General features: G+C 66.6%; 18 protein-coding genes. 12 read left to right on the top strand and 6 right to left on the bottom strand.

The genetic code is table 11. From position 1 onward, the window contains the following. The first annotated feature begins 95 nt into the window (after positions 1-95). Both NU688_RS01880 and NU688_RS01885 read left to right on the top strand, forming a co-directional pair. Positions 96-1,031 (top strand): histone deacetylase, encoded by a 936-nt coding sequence (locus NU688_RS01880; RefSeq protein ID WP_257858876.1) that lies wholly within the window; start codon positions 96-98, stop codon positions 1,029-1,031. Continuing rightward, entirely contained in the window at positions 1,028-1,474 is a 447-nt protein-coding gene (locus NU688_RS01885) for a thioesterase family protein (RefSeq protein ID WP_257858877.1), read from the top strand. The genes NU688_RS01880 and NU688_RS01885 overlap by 4 nt, the downstream gene beginning before the upstream one ends. 66 nt (positions 1,475-1,540) lie before the next feature. Here NU688_RS01885 and NU688_RS01890 read toward each other — a convergent pair whose 3' ends face one another. Together NU688_RS01890 and NU688_RS01895 are read right to left on the bottom strand one after the other, a co-directional pair. Next, entirely contained in the window at positions 1,541-1,948 is a 408-nt protein-coding gene (locus NU688_RS01890; protein ID WP_257858878.1) for a hypothetical protein, read from the bottom strand. A gap of 78 nt (positions 1,949-2,026) precedes the next feature. Continuing rightward, positions 2,027-2,260, bottom strand: a complete 234-nt coding sequence (locus tag NU688_RS01895; RefSeq protein WP_257858879.1) for a CsbD family protein — start codon at positions 2,258-2,260, stop codon at positions 2,027-2,029. Between the two features lie 189 nt (positions 2,261-2,449). Here NU688_RS01895 and pncB point away from each other — a divergent pair, with 189 nt between their 5' ends. From pncB to NU688_RS01935, 8 genes are all read left to right on the top strand, one after another. After that, complete coding sequence (gene pncB, locus NU688_RS01900) at positions 2,450-3,670, top strand: nicotinate phosphoribosyltransferase (protein WP_257858880.1); 1,221 nt, start codon at positions 2,450-2,452, stop codon at positions 3,668-3,670. Between the two features lie 26 nt (positions 3,671-3,696). Continuing rightward, positions 3,697-5,118, top strand: a complete 1,422-nt coding sequence (locus NU688_RS01905) for a sodium:proton antiporter (protein ID WP_257858881.1) — start codon at positions 3,697-3,699, stop codon at positions 5,116-5,118. 11 nt (positions 5,119-5,129) lie between these two features. Then, a complete protein-coding gene (locus NU688_RS01910; RefSeq protein ID WP_257858882.1) occupies positions 5,130-6,116 on the top strand; it encodes a D-glycerate dehydrogenase in 987 nt (328 codons plus the stop codon). Between the two features lie 28 nt (positions 6,117-6,144). Then, complete coding sequence (locus NU688_RS01915; protein ID WP_257860482.1) at positions 6,145-7,509, top strand: DNA recombination protein RmuC; 1,365 nt, start codon at positions 6,145-6,147, stop codon at positions 7,507-7,509. Continuing rightward, positions 7,506-8,669: an MFS transporter gene (locus tag NU688_RS01920; protein WP_257858883.1), complete on the top strand. Its 1,164-nt coding sequence runs from the start codon at positions 7,506-7,508 to the stop codon at positions 8,667-8,669. Before NU688_RS01915 ends, NU688_RS01920 begins: the two co-directional genes overlap by 4 nt. Positions 8,670-8,780: 111 nt before the next feature. Beyond that, complete coding sequence (locus tag NU688_RS01925; RefSeq protein ID WP_257858884.1) at positions 8,781-10,310, top strand: MFS transporter; 1,530 nt, start codon at positions 8,781-8,783, stop codon at positions 10,308-10,310. Between the two features lie 15 nt (positions 10,311-10,325). Next, positions 10,326-10,853 carry a hypothetical protein gene (locus NU688_RS01930; RefSeq protein WP_257858885.1) on the top strand — a complete coding sequence of 176 codons (528 nt, stop codon included), beginning with the start codon at positions 10,326-10,328 and terminating at the stop codon, positions 10,851-10,853. A 17-nt stretch (positions 10,854-10,870) separates the two neighbouring features. Continuing rightward, positions 10,871-11,557: a TetR/AcrR family transcriptional regulator gene (locus NU688_RS01935; protein ID WP_257858886.1), complete on the top strand. Its 687-nt coding sequence runs from the start codon at positions 10,871-10,873 to the stop codon at positions 11,555-11,557. Positions 11,558-11,570: 13 nt separating this feature from the next. On the opposite strand, the gene NU688_RS01940 is transcribed toward NU688_RS01935, so the two are convergent. From NU688_RS01940 to earP, 3 genes are all read right to left on the bottom strand, one after another. Then, positions 11,571-12,434, bottom strand: a complete 864-nt coding sequence (locus NU688_RS01940; protein ID WP_257858887.1) for a TIGR00730 family Rossman fold protein — start codon at positions 12,432-12,434, stop codon at positions 11,571-11,573. 127 nt (positions 12,435-12,561) lie between these two features. Beyond that, a complete protein-coding gene (efp, locus tag NU688_RS01945) occupies positions 12,562-13,116 on the bottom strand; it encodes an elongation factor P (RefSeq protein WP_257858888.1) in 555 nt (184 codons plus the stop codon). 175 nt (positions 13,117-13,291) lie between these two features. Then, entirely contained in the window at positions 13,292-14,401 is a 1,110-nt protein-coding gene (gene earP, locus NU688_RS01950) for an elongation factor P maturation arginine rhamnosyltransferase EarP (RefSeq protein ID WP_257858889.1), read from the bottom strand. Between the two features lie 87 nt (positions 14,402-14,488). Here earP and NU688_RS01955 point away from each other — a divergent pair, with 87 nt between their 5' ends. Further along, the gene (locus NU688_RS01955; RefSeq protein WP_257858890.1) at positions 14,489-15,940 is read left to right on the top strand and encodes a M20/M25/M40 family metallo-hydrolase; all 1,452 of its coding nucleotides are present in this window, start codon (positions 14,489-14,491) and stop codon (positions 15,938-15,940) included. 52 nt (positions 15,941-15,992) lie between these two features. On the opposite strand, the gene ggt is transcribed toward NU688_RS01955, so the two are convergent. Further along, positions 15,993-18,041 (bottom strand): gamma-glutamyltransferase, encoded by a 2,049-nt coding sequence (ggt, locus tag NU688_RS01960; protein ID WP_257858891.1) that lies wholly within the window; start codon positions 18,039-18,041, stop codon positions 15,993-15,995. Here ggt and NU688_RS01965 point away from each other — a divergent pair. Then, complete coding sequence (locus NU688_RS01965) at positions 18,040-18,168, top strand: hypothetical protein (RefSeq protein ID WP_257858892.1); 129 nt, start codon at positions 18,040-18,042, stop codon at positions 18,166-18,168. The genes ggt and NU688_RS01965 overlap by 2 nt on opposite strands. Positions 18,169-18,184: the final 16 nt, after the last annotated feature.

The raw sequence follows: 18,184 nt of genomic DNA on the forward strand, positions 1-18,184 counted from the left end.
CCTCAAGTATAGGCAGCTGAGTTTTGCGATCAAGGGGTTTTTGCTGCTGTGCAGCAATCTAGAGGTCACTTTCTAAAACGGGTCCGCATCGCAGAATGCGGGGCATGCGCGCCTTCTATTCCGGCCAGTTCGTATTGCCCCTGCCGCCGGGGCATCGCTTTCCCATGTCGCGCTACGCCTTGCTGCGCGACCGCCTCGAGGAGCACCTGCCCGCCGTCGAGATGGACCAGGCCCCCCGCGCCAGCGACGGCGAACTGGCGCTGGCCCACACCCCGCACTGGATCGCTGCCATCAGCGATGGCAGCGTGAGCCCGCAGGCGATGCGCGAGATCGGTTTTCCCTGGAGCGAGGCGATGGTCGAGCGCTCGCGCCGCTCCACGGGCGCCACCATCGCCGCCTGCCGCGCCGCATTCGCCGGCGGTATCGCGGCCAACATGGCGGGCGGCACGCATCACGCCTATGCCGACAAAGGCGGCGGTTTCTGTGTCTTCAACGACGCGGCCGTGGCCGCCCGGCTGATGCAGGCGGAGCACGGCCGCAGCGGCCGGCTGCTCAAGGTGGCGGTGATCGACCTCGACGTCCACCAGGGCAACGGCACCGCCAGCATCTTCTGCAACGACCCGAGCGTCTTCACTCTGTCGGTTCATGGTCAGAAGAACTTCCCGTTCCGCAAGGAGGCCAGCGACCTGGACGTCGAACTGCCCGACGGCTGCGGCGACGCCGACTACCTCGCCGCCCTGGAGCACGCCCTGGACGAACTCGACCGCCGCTTCTCCCCAGGCCTCGTGATCTACCTCGCAGGCGCCGATCCCTTCGAGCGCGACCGCCTCGGCCGCCTCAAGCTCAGCTTCGACGGCCTGGAGGCGCGAGATCGCCGTGTCTTCGACTGGACCTGGCAGCGCCGCATCCCCGTGGCCTTTGCCATGGCCGGCGGCTACGCCAGCGACATCGCGGAGACCGTGCAGGTGCAACTGGGCACCTTCCGGGTGGCCTTCGAGTACTGGCGCCGCTGGCAGAATGCCGCGCGATGAGCTCCTCCGCCGCCAAACCCACGCCGAATTCCCGCAGCAGCTACCGCGCGTTCCGCAGCATCCCGACGCGCTGGGCCGACAACGACATGTATGGCCATGTCAACAACGTCGTCTACTACAGCTGGTTCGACACGGCGGTGAATGCCCTCCTCATCGAACGCGGCGCGCTCGACATCCACCAGGGCCGGACCATCGGTTTCGTGGTCGAGACCCAGTGCAATTACTTCGCGCCGATCGCGTTCCCGCAGACGGTCGAAGCAGGCATCCGCGTGGCCCAAGCAGGGCGCTCGAGCGTGCGCTATGAAATCGCGCTTTTCGTCGAAGGCGCCGACACCGCCGCCGCGCAAGGCCACTTCGTGCACGTCTATGTGGACCGCGAAACGCAGCGGCCGGTGCCCTTGCCTGAGGCGCTGCAGCGTGTGGTCGATGCGCTGAAAGCCTGATCCCCCAAGAAAAACGGCGCCCGAGGGCGCCGTTGTCTTTTGCCGTGCGGCCGGTTGGCGGCGGCCTTACATGGTCTTCTTCATGGCCTTGATGTCGGCCTTGCCCTGAGCTTCGTCAGCCTTGGCCTGCTTCTGGCAGGCGTCCTTGGCTGCGCCGTTCTGGTCGTCGCACTTTTCCTTCGCGACTTCGTAGGTGGCCTTCACCTTCTCTTCGGCCACCTTGCGGGCGTTGCTGTCGCTCGGCTTGTATTGCTGTTCGAGTTCGGCCTTGGCCACGTCTTCCTTGCCCTTGGCTTCCTTCTGGCAGACGTCCTTGGCGTTGTCCTTCATCGTGTCGCATTGGGCCTTGGCGACCTTGTAGTCGGCCTCGATCTTTTCCTTCGCGACCTTGTGTTCGTCACCGGTCATCGCGCTGGCTTGCGTGGCGACGAAACAGGTGGAAGCGAGAGCGAGCATGAGCAGATGTTTTTTCATTGGAGTTTTCCTTCGAGGTGATTGAATTCGGTGGTGCCGCGGGACAGGCCCGCGGACTTGCTGCTGATCAGGTCTTGATCAGGACTTTTCGAACCAGAGCGCATCGGCCGTGCGGCCATCGCGCGATTCCCAGTCCTTGACCTGTTTCTCGGCTTCGTCGCGGCTGATGCCGTGGCGTTCCTGGATGCGGCCGAGCAACTGGTCGCGCTTGCCGGCGATGACGTCGAAGTCGTCGTCGGTCAACTTGCCCCATTGCTCCTTGACCTTGCCCTTGAGCTGTTTCCAGTTGCCTTCGATGGTGTCCTTGTTCATTGCGAATCTCCTTGAGAGGTTGATTCGGCGGGCTGTATCGCCGCCGTGAAATCAATGTCCCGTGACCGATTCGCCCTGCCGGTAGGACGTGCTGTGCAGCCCCCGTAGGCAGAGGCCGACGCAGCCCGTGATAATCGAGCGGCCGCCGAAAAGTTTGATTGATTGAGACACCGCGCACCGACGACGACCATGATCATCCACAGCCTGCTCGACACCGACCTCTACAAGTTCACGATGATGCAGGTCGTCCTGCATCACTTCCCGGGCGCCCGGGTCGAGTACCGCTTCAAGTGCCGCAACCCCGGCGTCGACCTGGCGCAGTTCGCGGGCCAGATCCGCGACGAGGTGCGAAGCCTCTGTTCGCTGCAATTCCGCGATGCCGAGCTGGCCTACCTGCGGTCCATGCGCTTCATCAAGAGCGACTTCGTCGACTTCCTGGGCCTCTTCAGGCTCAACGAGAAGTACATCAACATCATTCCCCAGCCCTCGGGCGAACTCGAGATCCGCATCCAGGGGCCGTGGCTGCACACCATCCTGTTCGAGATCCCGGTGCTGGCCATCGCCAACGAGGTCTACTTCCGCAACACGCAGAAGAAGCCCGACATCGCGGAAGGCCGCCGCCGGCTCGAGACCAAGATCGCCCAGCTGCAGGACGCGGGCCTCGCCGACCTCAAGATTGCCGACTACGGCACGCGCCGCCGCTTCTCGAAGGACTGGCACGAAGAGGTGCTGCGCACGCTGAACTCGCGCCTGGGCGCCGTCACGCCACCGCCGCTGCAGGCCAAGCCCGGCGCACGCCTGCCGCAGCTCGCCGGAACCAGCAACGTGTTGTACGCCATGAAGCTGGGCCTGATCCCGCTGGGCACGATGGCGCACGAATACCTGCAGGCCTGCCAGGCGCTCGGCCCGCGGCTGCGCGACAGCCAGATCTTCGGCTTCGAGAGCTGGGCGCGCGAATACCGCGGCGACCTGGGCATCGCGCTGTCCGACGTGTACGGCATGAGCGCGTTCCTGCGCGACTTCGACCTGTACTTCTGCAAGCTCTTCGACGGCGCCCGCCACGACAGCGGCGACCCGTTCCAGTGGGGCGAGCGCATGTTGGCGCACTACATTGCCAACCGCGTCGATCCGCTCACCAAGACGCTCATCTTCAGCGACGGCCTCACGGTGCCGCGCACCATCGAGCTCTACCAGCAGTTCCGTGGCCGCTGCCAGCTGGCCTTCGGCATCGGCACCAACCTCACCAACGACCTGGGCTACGAGCCGCTGCAGATCGTCATCAAGATGATCAACTGCAATGGCCAGCCGGTGGCCAAGCTGTCGGACACGCCGTCCAAGAACATGTGCGAGGACGAAAAATACCTGGCGTATTTGCGCCAGGTGTTCGAGATCGAGCAGCCGGCCGCCTGACCTCGGTCTGGTACGGTACGGCACCCATGAACAGAACTCTCCGCCTCGCGGCAGCCGCGGCGCTGCCGTTGCTCTTTCCCGCTCTCGCTTCGGCCGCCGACTTCGACGGCGCCGCGCTCTCACCGCTCTGGGGTGTGCCGTTCGCCGGCATCCTGCTGTCGATCGCGCTGCTGCCGCTGCTGGCCCCGTCGTTCTGGCATCACCACTACGGCAAGATTTCCGCCGCCTGGGCGCTGGCCTTCCTGCTGCCCTTTGCCGCCATCTACGGCGCGGGCCTGGCGGGCGTTCAGCTGGTGCATGCGCTGGTGGCCGAATACATCCCGTTCATCATCCTGCTGACGGCGCTCTTCACGGTAGCGGGTGGCATCCACATCCGCGGCAACCTGCGCGGCGCGCCGGGGCTCAACACCGCGATCCTCGCGATCGGCGCGGTGCTCGCGAGTTTCATGGGGACCACCGGCGCCTCGATGCTGCTGATCCGGCCGCTGATCCGCGCCAACGACGACCGCGTGCACAAGGTGCATGTGATCGTGTTCTTCATCTTCATCGTCTCGAATGCGGGCGGTGCGCTCACGCCGCTGGGGGACCCGCCGCTGTTTCTCGGCTTCCTCAAGGGCGTGGGCTTCTTCTGGACCGCGCAGAACATCCTGCCCGAGACGCTGTTCATCCTGGGCGTGCTGCTGGCGCTGTTCTATGTCATCGACAGCCACTACTACCGCAAGGAAGGCGTGCTGCCGGTCGACCCGACGCCCACGACGCCCGAGACACGGCGCCTGGGTTTCGACGGTGCCGCCAACTTCTGGCTGCTGGGTGGCGTGGTCGCGCTGGTGCTGCTCAGCGGCTTCTGGAAATCGCCGGTGAAGTTCGACGTGTTTGGCACCGAGGTCGGCCTGCCGGGCCTCGTGCGCGACGTGGGGCTGGCGCTGATCGCCATCGTCTCCTACAAGCTCACCGCGCCCAAAGTGCATGCCGACAACCAGTTCGAATGGGAGCCGATGGCCGAGGTGGCCAAGCTGTTCGCCGGCATCTTCCTGACCATCATCCCGGTGATCGCGATGCTCAAGGCCGGCACGCAAGGCCCGTTCGGCGCCATCGTCTCGGCCGTGACGCGCGCCGACGGCCAGCCCGACCCCGCGATGTACTTCTGGGCCACCGGCGTGCTGAGCTCGTTCCTGGACAACGCGCCGACGTATCTCGTGTTCTTCAACACCGCGGGCGGCGACCCGGCGGCGCTCATGACCACCTACGCGAGCACGCTCGCCGCCATTTCGGCCGGCGCCGTCTTCATGGGCGCCAACACCTACATCGGCAACGCGCCCAACCTGATGGTCAAGGCCATCGCCGAGAGCCGCGGCGTGCGCATGCCGAGCTTCTTCGGCTACATGGCGTGGTCCGTAGCCTTCCTGGTTCCGCTGTTCGTCATTTCCACCTTCCTCTTCTTCCGTTGAGTGCACACATCATGAGCAAGCCAAAGATACTGGTCGCACGCGCGATCTTTCCCGAGACCATCGAACGCCTGTCGCAGTATTTCGAGGTCGAGTCGAACCAGTCCGACGAGAGCTGGAGCAAGGACCAGCTGATCGCCAGGCTCAAGGGCAAGCAGGGCGCCTTCACCACCGGCAGCGAGCGCATCGACGCCGCATTGCTCGACGCGAATCCCGACCTGAAGATCTGCGCCAACATGGCCGTCGGCTACAACAACTTCGACGTCGATGCGATGGCGGCGCACGGCGTGCTCGGCACCAACGCGCCCGACGTGCTGACCGAGACTACCGCCGACTTCGGCTTTGCGCTGCTCATGGCAACGGCGCGCCGCATCACCGAGAGCGAACATTTCCTGCGTGCGGGCAAATGGGAGAAGTGGAGCTTCGACATGTTCGCTGGCTCCGACATCCACGGCGCCACGCTCGGCATCATCGGCATGGGCCGCATCGGGCAGGGCATTGCCAAGCGCGGCGCGCACGGCTTCGGCATGAAGGTGATCTATCACAACCGCTCGCGCCTGGACGCTGCGCTCGAAGCCGACTGCAAGGCCAGCTACGTGAGCAAGGAAGAGCTGCTCAAGACGGCCGATCACGTCGTGCTCGTGGTGCCTTACTCGCCGGCCTCGCACCACACCATCGGTGCCGCCGAAATCGCGCTGATGAAGCCGAACGCCACGCTGGTGAACATCGCGCGCGGCGGCATCGTCGACGACGCCGCGCTGGCCGTGGCGCTGCGCGAGAAGCGCATCGCGGCGGCGGGCCTGGACGTGTTCGAGGGCGAGCCCAAGGTCCATCCCGACCTGCTGACCGTGCCCAATGTCGTGCTCACGCCGCACATCGCGAGCGCGACCGTGCCCACGCGACGCGCCATGGCCGACCTCGCGGCCGACAACCTCATCGCGTACTTCAGCGGCAAGGGGCCGCTCACGCCCGTCACGCCCGTTCCGGCGGCCACGAAGTAAACACCCGACACAGCGACGCGCCTTGGAACTGACGGAATTGATTCTTCTCGCGCTGGCTGCGCTCGCCGTCGTCCAGCTCGTGCTGGTGATCTGGCTGCTCGCGCGCCGGCAGCCCAAGCCCGACCACAGCGAGATGCTGGGCCTGCTGGCCGCATTGGCCTCGGCCAACGAGCGCACCGAACGCGAACTGCGCAACGACATCGGCGAAAGCTCGCGCGGCACGCGGCAGGAAACCGCGCAGGCCTTCGCCACCTTCCAGCAGTCGCTGGTGCAGCAGGGCGCCGAGGCCACGCGCACGCAGAACGCACAGCTCGACGCCTTCTCGCTGCAGCTTGCCTCGCTGCAGAAGTCGCTGGCCGACACGCTCAATACCCAGCTGCAGGGCCTGAGCGAGTCGAACGCGCGCCGCCTGGCCGAAGTGCGCACGACGATGGAAACGCAGCTCGCGCAGCTGCAGCAGAGCAACACCGCCAAGCTCGACGAGATGCGCAAGACCGTCGACGAGAAGCTGCAGAGCACGCTCGAGGCGCGCCTGGGCGAGAGCTTCAAGCAGGTGGCCGACCGGCTCGAGCAAGTGCACAAGGGCCTGGGCGAAATGCAGACGCTGGCCGTCGGCGTCGGCAGCCTGCAGCGCGTGCTGACCAACGTGAAGACGCGCGGCGTGTTCGGCGAGGTGCAGCTCGAAGCGCTGCTGGAGCAGGTGCTCACGCCCGAGCAGTACGCCAAGCAGATCGAGACCAAGCCACGCAGCGGCCAGCGCGTCGATTTCGCGATCCGCTTTCCGGGCCGTGGCGACGACGGCGCGCCGGTGTGGTTGCCGATCGATGCGAAGTTTCCGCGCGACGACTACGAGCGCCTCATCGATGCGCACGAGCGCGCCGACGCGCCCGCCGCCGAACTCGCGGCCAAGGCGCTCGAAGCGCGCATCCGCCTGGAGGCCCGCTCGATCGCCGAGAACTACCTCGCCGCGCCGCACACCACCGATTTCGCGATCCTCTTTCTGCCGGTCGAGAGCCTCTACGCCGAGGTGCTGCGCCGTCCCGGCCTGATGGACGCCATCCAGCGCCAGCACCGCGTGACGCTGGCCGGCCCGACCACCTTGCTCGCGATGCTCAACAGCCTGCACATGGGCTTTCGCACGCTCGCGCTGGAGCAGCAGGCCTCCGAGGTGTGGAAGGTGCTCGGCGCGGTCAAGACCGAGTTCGAGCGCTATGGCGAATGGGTCGCGCGCATCAAGGAGCAGGTGGCCAAGGCCTCCGACACGCTCGACAAGGCCGACACGCGCGCCAAGCAGATGCGTCTCGCGCTGCGCAAGGTGGAGGCATTGCCCGAGGCTCAATCGCAGGTGCTGCTGCCTCCCACCGCTGACAGTGAGGGCGACGACACCCCGTGAAAGGCTCCGAACTGCTGCGTGTCATCGGCGCCCAGGTCTGCCTGCACGCCACGATGGCGGGCATGCGCCTGGCAACACCGCTGCTGGCGCTGCAACGGGGCTACAGTGCGGCGGCGGTCGGTGTGCTGATCGCGCTGTTTGCGCTGACCCAGGTGTTTCTGGCCCTGCCGGCGGGACGCTTCGCGGACCGGCACGGGTTCAAGCGGCCGCTCTGGTGGTCGGTGATCGCGGCCTCGGGCGGTGCGGGGCTGGTGCTGGTCTTTCCGATCTTTCCGGTCATGTGCATCTCGGCGCTGCTGACGGGGGGGGCTACCGGCGCGACCGTCATTGCCTTGCAGCGGCACGTCGGCCGTTCCGCCACCAACGCGACGCAGCTCAAGCGCGTGTTCAGCTGGCTGGCCATCGCGCCTGCAGCGGCCAATTTCGTCGGGCCGTTCCTGGCCGGCATGCTGATCGACCACGCCGGCCGCGCGCCCGCGGACATGCTGGCGTTTCGCGTCTGTTTCGCGGTCATGGCCTTCCTGCCGATCCTCTGCTGGCTGCTCGCGCGCGGCGCGCACGAACCGCCGCGTACCGCACCGACACCCGGCGCCGTGCCGACGCGGGCCTGGGACCTGCTGCGCGAGCCGATGTTCAGGCGCCTGCTGTTCGTGAACTGGCTGCAGTCGTCGAGCTGGGACGTGCACGCCTTCGTGCTGCCCGTGCTGGGGCACGAACGCGGCATCAGCGCCTCGGTGATCGGCTCGATCCTGGGCGCATTCGCCATCGCGGCGGCGGCGATCCGCGTGGTGCTGCCGCTCATCGCCTCGCGCCACTCCGAGCGCAGCGTGATCCTGAGCTCCACCATCGTCACGGCGGCGGTGTTCGCGATCTACCCGCTGCTCGATTCGGCCTGGACCATGGGCGTCTGCTCGGTGGTCCTCGGTTTCGCGCTCGGCGCGGTGCAGCCGATGGTGATGAGCATGCTGCACCAGATCACCCCGCACGCGCGGCACGGCGAGGCGTTGGGGCTGCGGCTGATGACCATCAACGCGTCGAGCGTGGCGATGCCGATGCTGTTCGGATCGCTTGGGGCGCTGATCGGGATTGCGGGTGTGTTCTGGGTCGTGGGCGGCGTGCTGGCGTTGGGGGCGCGGGCGACCTGGGGTTTGAAGCTTTGAGTCGCTTTGGTTTGAAATCCACGTTACAAATAAGATCAATTCTCATCTGAGTTGACTTTTAACTGACTCGAAGTCAGTATCGGCGCCTTCTTCAACAACTTGAAGGCGTCCATGGACTCCCCGAATTCGGCCCAGACCGATCCGCGCCGCCGCATCGCGCTCGTGGCGGCGGTGTACCTCGGCAGCTTCATCGCCACGCTCGACGTGAGCATCGTCAACGTCGCGCTGCCCACGCTGCAGCGCGCGCTGTCCACCGACCTGGCCGGGCTGCAGTGGGTGATCGACATCTACGCGCTGTGCCTCTCGGCCTTCATCCTGTCGGCGGGGCCGGTCGGCGACCGCTACGGCCGCAAGCGCGCCTGGCTCGCCGGCGTGGTCGTGTTCACGCTGGGCTCGGCGATGTGCGCGATGGCCGGCAACCTCCCCACGCTGCTTGCCGGGCGCGCGGTGCAGGGCGTGGCCGGCGCGCTGATGATTCCCGGCGCGTTGTCGCTGTTGGCGCATGCGTTTCCGGAGCCGGCCAGCCGGGCGTGGGTGATCGGCGGCTGGTCGTCGTTCACGGCGCTGTCGCTGATCCTCGGGCCGATGCTGGGTGGACTGCTGGTGGACCACGCGGGCTGGCAGAGCATCTTCCTCATCAACCTGCCGATCGGCGTGCTGACCGTGGGGCTCGGGCTCTGGGGCATCCGCGAGAGTTCGCACCCCGAGCATGCGGCGCTCGATCCGCTCGGGCAGGTGCTCAGCGTGCTGTGGCTCGGTGCGCTGACCTATGGGCTGATCGCAGCCGGCGAATACGGCTGGGGTTCCGGCCGCGCCGCCACCGCGCTGGTCGCGGCGGCCATCGGCCTCGCACTGTTCCTGATGGTGGAAGCACGCGTGGAGCGGCCCCTGCTGCCGCTCGCGCTGTTCCGCGATGCGCGCTTCTCGGCCACCAATTTCGCTTCGTTCGTGCTCGGCTTCTCGTCGTACGCGAGCCTGTTCTTCTTCTCGCTTTTCCTGCAGCAGGTGCAGGGCTGGTCGCCCAGCGACACCGGCTGGCGGCTGGTGCCGCAGTTCGTCGCGACGGGCCTCATCGCCTCGCAGTTCGGCCGGCTGGCGCGGCGCTACGACGTGCACACGCTCATGGTCGCGGGCTATGCGCTCATCGGCGCTTCGATGCTGCTGCTGACGCTGTTCTCGGCCGATACGCCTTATGTGCTGCTGGCGCTGCTGTTCGTGTTCCTCGGCGTGGGCACGGGCCTCGCGGTGCCGTCCACGAGCATGGCGGTGATGGCCTCCGTGCCCGCGCAACGCTCGGGCATGGCCTCGGCCACGATGAACGCGCTGCGCCAGGCTGGCATGCTGATCGGCATCGCGCTGCTCGGCACACTGATGAGCACGCGGGCGACCGCGCTGCTGGCCACCGCACTCGAACAGGCCGGGTTGCGCAATGCGCAACAGGCGGCTGTGGCGGCCGTCTCGCGGCACGACCTCGCTGCGCTGGCCTCGCTCGATGCCGATACGGCGCACACCCTGCTGGCCGGCGCGCTCTCCGGTGGCTTCCACGCCGCCATGGCCTGCGCCGGAGTCGCCGGCCTGCTGGCTGCGGGATTGCTGGTGCGCGTCAGGCCGCGCGCCGCCGCGTTGCCGGTTCGGGCCTGAGGCTGCGCATTCGCCATGCCCGCCGCACTCGTGCCCGTACGCCTGCGCCTGCGCGCGCGGCTTCGATCGAAATTCACCAAGGAGCTTTCCATGATCCGTCACGAACTCAGCCAGTGGCCGCTGGTCATCAGCATTTCATCCGGCCTGCAGACGCTGGAGAGCATGAACGCCTTCACCGAGGACTGGAACCGCTGGCTCGATCGCGGCGAGCCCTTCGCCTCGCTGCGCGTGTTCGCCGATGCGGACGCGCTGGTCCATCCCGAAGGCAGCGCCCAGCGCGCGAAACAGTGGCTGCAGGCACGGGGCGAGGACATCCGCCGCCACATGATGGGCATGGCGAGCGTGGTGCCCGCCACGCAATACGAGAAAATCAGCAAGATGAATGTCGAGAAGCTCTTCGGTGTGCCAGCCAGCACCTTCGTCTCCACCGACGATGCGCTGACCTGGCTCGGCGAAAGCGTGCTGGCCCCGCGTGGCCTGCGACTCGATTCGGCGGCCGTGCGTGCGGCCATCGGCGCCGTGCGCGCCACCCCTGTTTCCTGAGTTTCCAAAGACTTGCCATGACACGAAGCGACCCGGCCATCGATCCCACCCCGACAGGCGAGGCCGAACCCGCGGCGCCGCGCCGTCGCACCAAGGCGCCCGAAACGCGCGCCGTCGCATTGATGGACGCCGCCGAGCGCCTCTTCATCTCCAAGGGCATCGCCAGCACCAGCATCGACGACATCGCGGCCGGCGCGCAGGTGGCCAAGGGCACGTTCTACCTGTACTTTCCGTCGAAGGAGGCGATGCTCGGTGCGCTGCAGCAGCGCTTCGTCGACACCTTCTGCGAGCGCCTGCAGAACGCCATGGACCGCCATCGCCCCGACAACCATCACGCACGCCTGAAGGCCTGGGTGGAGACGGGCCTGGAAACCTACCTCGACAACGTCGCCCTGCACGATGTGGTGTTCCACGAGTACCGACCCGAAGACAGGCGCATGCGTAACGACAACGCGGTCATCACGCAGCTGGTCGGCTTGCTCAAGCAAGGTGATGCCGCGGGGGTGTGGGAGGTGGAGGACGCGACGCTGACGGCCGTGATCCTCTTCAATGCGCTGCACGGCGTGGCCGACGATGCGGTGGCCATGGGCCCGGCCGGCGACCCTGCTGCCGGCCTTGCCGACCGCCGCCGCCGCGCCCGCGCGCTCACGCGCTTCTTCGAGCAGGCGCTGCACCCGGACGTCGTCGACGACAACGACGCCTGAGTGCCGGTGCGACTCAGAGCTTGTAGAAGCGCTTGATGTAGTCCCACGCGTCTTCGGGCGCGTCCACATACTCAAAAAGCTTCACGTCGCCGGGCGAGATCACGCCCTCGTCGACCAGGAAGTCGAAGTCGATCATCCGCTTCCAGTAATCCGAGCCGAACAGCACGATCGGCACCGGCTTCGACTTCTTGGTCTGCACCAGGGTGATCACCTCGAACAGTTCGTCGAGCGTGCCGAAGCCGCCCGGGAACGCCACCAGCGCCTTCGCACGCATCATGAAATGCATCTTGCGGATCGCGAAGTAGTGGAACTTGAAGCTCAGCGCCGGCGTGACATAGGGGTTGGCTTCTTCCTCCATCGGCAGCGCGATCGCGAGGCCGACCGAGATGCCGCCGCCTTCATGCGCACCGCGGTTGGCGGCCTGCATGATGCCGGGGCCGCCGCCGGTGCAGACGAAGAGCTTGTCCTGCGGCTCCTTGCCGTTGCTGTACTGCGCGACCAGCTTGCCGAAGGTGCGCGCCTTCTCGTAGTAGTGCGAGTTGCGCGCGAGGCGGCGCCAGCGCTCGGCGGCCACCGCATCGCCGGCGGCATCGGCCTGGGCGATCAGCGCGGCGGCATCTTCCTCGCTGCGAAAGCGGGCGCTGCCGAAGACCACCACGGTGTTCTCGATGCCATGGGCGCGCTGCTCGACGTCGGGCTTCATCAGCTCCAGCTGCATGCGGATGCCGCGCGTCTCGCGGCGCAGCAGGAACTCGGGGTCGGCGAAGGCGATGCGCGAGGGATCGGGATCGAGCGGGAGACCTTTTTCGGAATGGGCCTGGAGCGTGGCCCAGGCGTCGGCGAGGCGTTTGTCGTGAAGATCGTGCGTGTTGTTCATGAAGGACTCGGACAGAAGGACCTTAGGGATTGTGCAGCGTTGCAACCGCCGTGCCCAATCAACGAAAAAGGCTCCTTCCGGAGCCTTTTTTCAGAGAGGAGGTGACCGGCCGAAAAGCCGGGAACGCTCAGACGCGCTTGCGGTATTCGCCGGTGCGGGTGTCGATTTCGATCTTGTCGCCTTGCGCCACGAAAAGCGGCACGCCGATTTCGAAACCGGTGGCGATCTTGGCGGGCTTCATGACCTTGCCCGAAGTGTCGCCCTTGACGGCCGGCTCGGTCCAGGTGATTTCGCGCTCGACGCTGGTGGGCAGTTCGACCGAGATGGCCTTGCCGTCGTAGAACACCACTTCGACAGCCATGCCGTCTTCGAGGTAGCTCAGGGCGTCGCCCATGTTCTCGGCTTCGACTTCGTACTGGTTGTACTCGGTGTCCATGCAGACGTACATCGGGTCGGCGAAGTAGGAATAGGTGCAGTCCTTCTTCTCGAGCACGATCTGGTCGATCTTGTCGTCGGCCTTGAAGACCACTTCGGTGTTGAAGTTGGCGATCAGGCTCTTGAGCTTCATGCGCACGGTGGCGGAGTTGCGGCCGCCGCGGCTGTATTCGGTCTTGAGGACGACCATCGGGTCCTTGCCGTGCATGATGACGTTGCCGGCGCGGATTTCTTGAGCGATTTTCATAACAGGTTCTCTGGATGTTGGCCGCTCGGTGCACGGGGCCTTCTGCGACGCTTGGCGACGTTCGAAACGTTCTTGCCGGGTGTGTCTGGCCCCGCGGTACAGGTCCCGCGGCAGGTTTGGCGGAGAGCATCTCGGGTCCTGACGACCCGGGCCGAAATCCGCAAAGCCCGCTATTTTAGCTTTTTTGGACGATCAGATGCCGCAGTTGGGTGACCAGATCGTCCTGTGCGTACAGCCTGTCGCGCGCCGCCCGAGCCGTTTCGCGCCACGGACCCTGCGTTTCCAGGGGCGGCAGGGGGCCGTCGTCGAATCCGTTCCAGACGTGGTGAAAACGCCTCAGCGAGGGCGGGGCGCCGAGCCAGTCGAGCCAGGCGTTCAGCTTGGCGTGGTGGGCGTCGTCGTCCTGTGGATAGATCTGCCAGACCAGCGGCGCGCCGGCCCAGAGCGCGCGCACGAGCGAATCCTCGCCCCGCACGAAGTTCAGGTCGCAGGCCCAGAGCAGATGGTCGAAATCTGGTTGTGTCAGATAGGGGAGGTATGAAATCGATAGCGCGCCGTGCCCATGGGGCATGCCGTTCTCCGGTGAAATGTTCGAAAAGTGGGCCTTCACGGCGTTGGCGGCGCGGCCTGCCGTCACCAGCAGCCGGGTCGGCTCCGGTCCCTCTGCCAGCTGGTCGAGCAGCGACGCCAGTGCGGGCGGCTCGTAGCAGAACAGGGAGACGAGGCGCTCGTTCTCTTTCCAGGGAACCTGCTGTGCCGCCAGCCATAGGTCGCGCTCGAAACCGGCCCGGCGTTCCGCGAGACCGGGCTCGCGCAGCAGCCCTCCGGTCGCGGGCGTGAAGCCCGGATAGAAAAAGCGCTTGGTCAACCCGGCGCCCGGCCCCTTGAACACCGGCGAGGGCAAGCCGTGCAGGCGCTCGACGTACGGCTCGGCCGACAGGTATTCGAGGTTGATCCACGACCGGGGCCCGTCGGCGTCCGATGCCCCGGCGAATCGCGCGATCAGTTCGGGCGCGAGCTCGCAACCGAAGGCCTCGATCAGCACGTCCGGCGCTGGCCCGGCCACGGCCGTTTGCACTATTGCGACGGGGTCGCTCCAGTCGATCACCTTCACGCCGTCGCAACCCGCAGGCGCCATCCAGTTCAGCGCCGTCGCATCGTCGATCCACAGCCGCACGCGTTCGCCGAGCGCGGCCAGTTGAGAGGCCAGCCGCCAGCACACGCCCAGGTCGCCGTGGTTGTCGATGACCTTGCAGAAGATGTCCCATTGCATGCGCGTGCCCATGGTCGCGAGTGTGCCTGTCTCGGGAGGCTGTTTGGGGCCTGGCTTGCTATGCTGGCCGCCACAACAACCACCGGAGAGAGAAAGACCATGAGGATGCAGACCCGTTCGCAGTTTTCCCTTCGTTCCACCAGGACCGTGCTCGCCCTGTCGCTGGCCCTCTGCGGCATCGCCGGCATGACCGGTGCGTCGGCCCAGACGAGCACCGCGCCGGTGTCGCTCACGCCCCAGCAACAGCGCTTTCACGACATCTACAAAGAGCTGATCGAGATCAACACCACCCATTCGGTGGGCGACAACACGCTGGCGGCGCGCGCCATGGAAAAGCGCCTGGTCGAGTCGGGCTTCGCGCCCGGCGACATCCAGATCTTCGAACCCTTCCCGAAGAAGGGCAACCTGGTGCTGCGCTTCAAGGGCAACGGCAGCAAGAAGCCGCTGCTGCTCCTGGCGCATATCGACGTGGTCGAGGCCCGGCGCGAAGACTGGAAGACCGATCCGTTCAAGCTGCAGGAAACCGGCGGCTACTTCACCGCACGCGGCTCCATCGACGACAAGGCCATGGCCTCGGCGCTGGTGTCGGTGCTGGGGCAACTCAAGCAGGAGGGCTTCAAGCCCAGCCGCGACATCATCCTGGCGCTCACCGCCGACGAAGAGCGCGGCGATGCGCTCAGCAACGGCGCCTTCTGGCTCATCAGCAACAAGCCCGAGCTGCTGCAGGCCGAGTTCGGTATCAACGAGGGCGGCGGCGGCGAGCTGCGCGGCGGCAAACCCAACCTGCACCGCCTGCAGGTGGCCGAGAAGATGTACACCACCTACATGCTGGAGGCGCGCGACGTGGGCGGCCACAGCTCGGTGCCGACCAAGAACAATCCGATCTACGCGCTCTCCGCGGGGTTGGAGCGGCTGGGCAACTACGCCTTTCCGATCAAGCTCGCGGACGTCACCAAGACCTACTTCGCGCGCAGCGCCCCGTTCGCCACCGGCCAGCTCGCCGACGACATGCGCGCCATCGGCAGCGGCAATCCCGATGCTGGCGTGCTCGAACGCATGACGGCCAACCCGGCCTACAACGCGCAGCTGCGCACCACCTGCGTGGCGACGATGGTGCAGGCCGGCCACGCCGAGAACGCGCTGCCGCAATCGGCCAAGGCGACGGTCAACTGCCGCATCCTGCCGCACGACGACCCCGAGGAAGTCGAACGCCTGCTGACCCAGGCCGTGGGCAACGACAAGATCGTGGTGCGCAACATGGGCAAGCCGCTGCGCAGCCCGGCCTCGCCGCTGAACGGCGACTTGGTGAAGACGGTGGAATCGCTCACGCAGCAGATGTGGCCCGGCGTGCCCGTGGTGCCCGCGATGAGCACTGGTGCCACCGACAGCCGGTTCCTGCGCAACGCCGGCATCCCGATGTACGGCGTGACCGGCATGTTCCTGGAGCCGGCCGATGCGCGCGCGCACGGGCTGGACGAACGCATCGAGATCCAGCGGCTGTACGACGGGCGCGAGTTCCTGTACCGGTTGGTATCGGAAGTCGCGAAGTAATCAGACAGAGCAGAGGGCAGGCGTTGCGCCTGCCCCTGTGCCTCTTTGCCGCTCAGGGCGTGAAGGTATCGCCCAGCACGATGCCTTCGCGCCGCGGGTCCGCACCGCCGGTGAGCACCGATTTGCCGCCGACGGTCGTGCGAATGATGGTGCTGATGCCGCTGGACTGCGGCCCGAAGTTGACCGTGTGGCCGAGTGCGCGCAGGCCGGTGATCAGCGGATCGTTGTTGCCCGTGTTCGAGGTGTCGATGGCCGGGTGCTCGCCGCCCACGTTGGTGTTCGGGCTGTTGGTGGCGCCGAAGTCCACCAGCGAGGTGGCCTGCTGCGCATCGAGGCCCCAGTCGAGCGCGCCGACCACGGTCTTCACCACGTACTGGATGATCGTGCCGCCGCCCGGCGAGCCCGTGCCCATCACGAACTCGCCCATGCTGCCGTCGCCGTTCTTCCTGAACACCATCGTGGGTGCCATCGTGCTGCGCGGGCGCTTGCCCGGGGCGACGCGGTTGGCGACCTTGATGCTCGGGTCCACGGTGTCGTTCGGGTTCGCGGCGAAGTCGGTCAGCTGGTTGTTCAGCATGAAGCCCTGCGTCATGTGGAACGAGCCGAGCGTGCTCTCGACCGTGGTCGTCATCGTCACGACGTTGCCCTCTTTGTCGACCACTGTGAAGTGCGTGGTGCCGTGCTCCTCGGTCTTGTCGATGCCCAGCGGCACGCTGCCCAGATTGCCCGCCGTTGCCGTACCCATGCTCTTGGACAGGCTGATCAGGCTGGCGCGTTGCTGCAGGTACGGCTTATTGAGCATCGTGTCGGGCGAGCCACCCGGCAGCGGGATGAAGTCGGTGTCGGCCACGTACTTGTCGCGGTCGGCGTAGGCCAGGCGCTCGGCCTCGCTCACCAGGTGCACGCCCATCACCGTCGGCTTGCCGCCCTCGATGTCGATGGCGGTGGGCTTGTAGAGGCTCATGTTGAAGGTCTCCAGGATGCCCAGCGCCTGCACCACCGCGATGCCGCCCGAGGAGGGTGGCGACATGCTGCACACGTAGTAGTCGCGGTAGGTGCCGCAGACCGGGTCGCGGCGCTTGGCCACGTAGTTGGCCATGTCGGCCATGGTCGTCACGCCGGGCGTGATGGCCGAGCTGTCGCTCGCCGTGGTCGTGATGCCGACCTTGTCGACGATGGCCTGCGCGATCGGGCCGGTGTAGAAGGCGTTGGCGCCTTCGGTCGCGAGGGTGGTCAGCGTCTTGGCATAGGCCGGATTCTTGAGCTTTGTGCCCAGCGCCTTGGGCGTGCCGTCAGCGTTGAAGAAGTAGGCCGTCGCCTCGGCGTCGCGCTTCAGGCTGGCTTCGGAGGAGGCGATCGCGGCGGCCATGCGGCCACCGATCGAGAAGCCGTCCGATGCCAGCGTGATGCCGTAGCCGAAGAGGTCCTTCCAGGGCAGCTTGCCGTGGTCCTTGTAGGCGATGTCGAGCATGCGCACCGCGCCCGGTGTGCCGATCGAGCGGCCGCTGGCGCGGGCGCTGGGCTTGGGCAGCCCGCTGGCGGAGTCGGTCTGCACGGCGTAGCGCAGGTAGTTTTCCGTGGCCGCGGCCGGCGCCATCTCGCGCCCGTCGTAGGCCTGCACCTTCTTGGTCGCCGCGTCGTAGTGAAGCATGAACGCACCGCCGCCCAGGCCGCTGGATTGCGGCTCGACGAGGCCGAGCACGGCCTGCACCGCCACCGCCGCGTCGACCGCGCTGCCGCCGGCCTTGAGCACGTCGCAGCCCGCGCGCGTGGCCAGCGGATGGTTGGCCACCACCATGTAGTTCTTCGCATAGACCAGCTTGTGGCCGAGCACGTAGCCCGAGGCGGGCTCGGGTGCGGCGGGGTCGCCTGGATCGCCGGAACCCACCACGACAGGCGTTCCGCTGTCGCCGATCAGACAGCCCTTGGCGGCTTCGGCCGCAGCCGCAGCGTCGTTGGCCGCGTTGATGGCGACGATCGCCGCGACGAGCGCAGCGTCGTTGTTCTGTCCGCCACCACCGCCGCCGCAGCCGGCCACGGTCAATGCAAGCGCCAGGGGTGAAAGTACCCACCAGGCGCGCGCCCGGATCTTATTCGTCATGGAATTCTTCCCGAATGGTTTTGATGAAATGACACGGGCGCTCCTCGCGCCCGTCTTCATCATCAGCACATTTCATTCCAGCCACCTCGGGGTTTGCGCGCAGGCCTGCGACGCGGGTTCCGCGTGAAGCCACAATAGCCGCC

This window comes from Variovorax sp. ZS18.2.2 (assembly GCF_024701975.1).
Taxonomy (GTDB): Bacteria; Pseudomonadota; Gammaproteobacteria; order Burkholderiales; family Burkholderiaceae_C; genus Variovorax.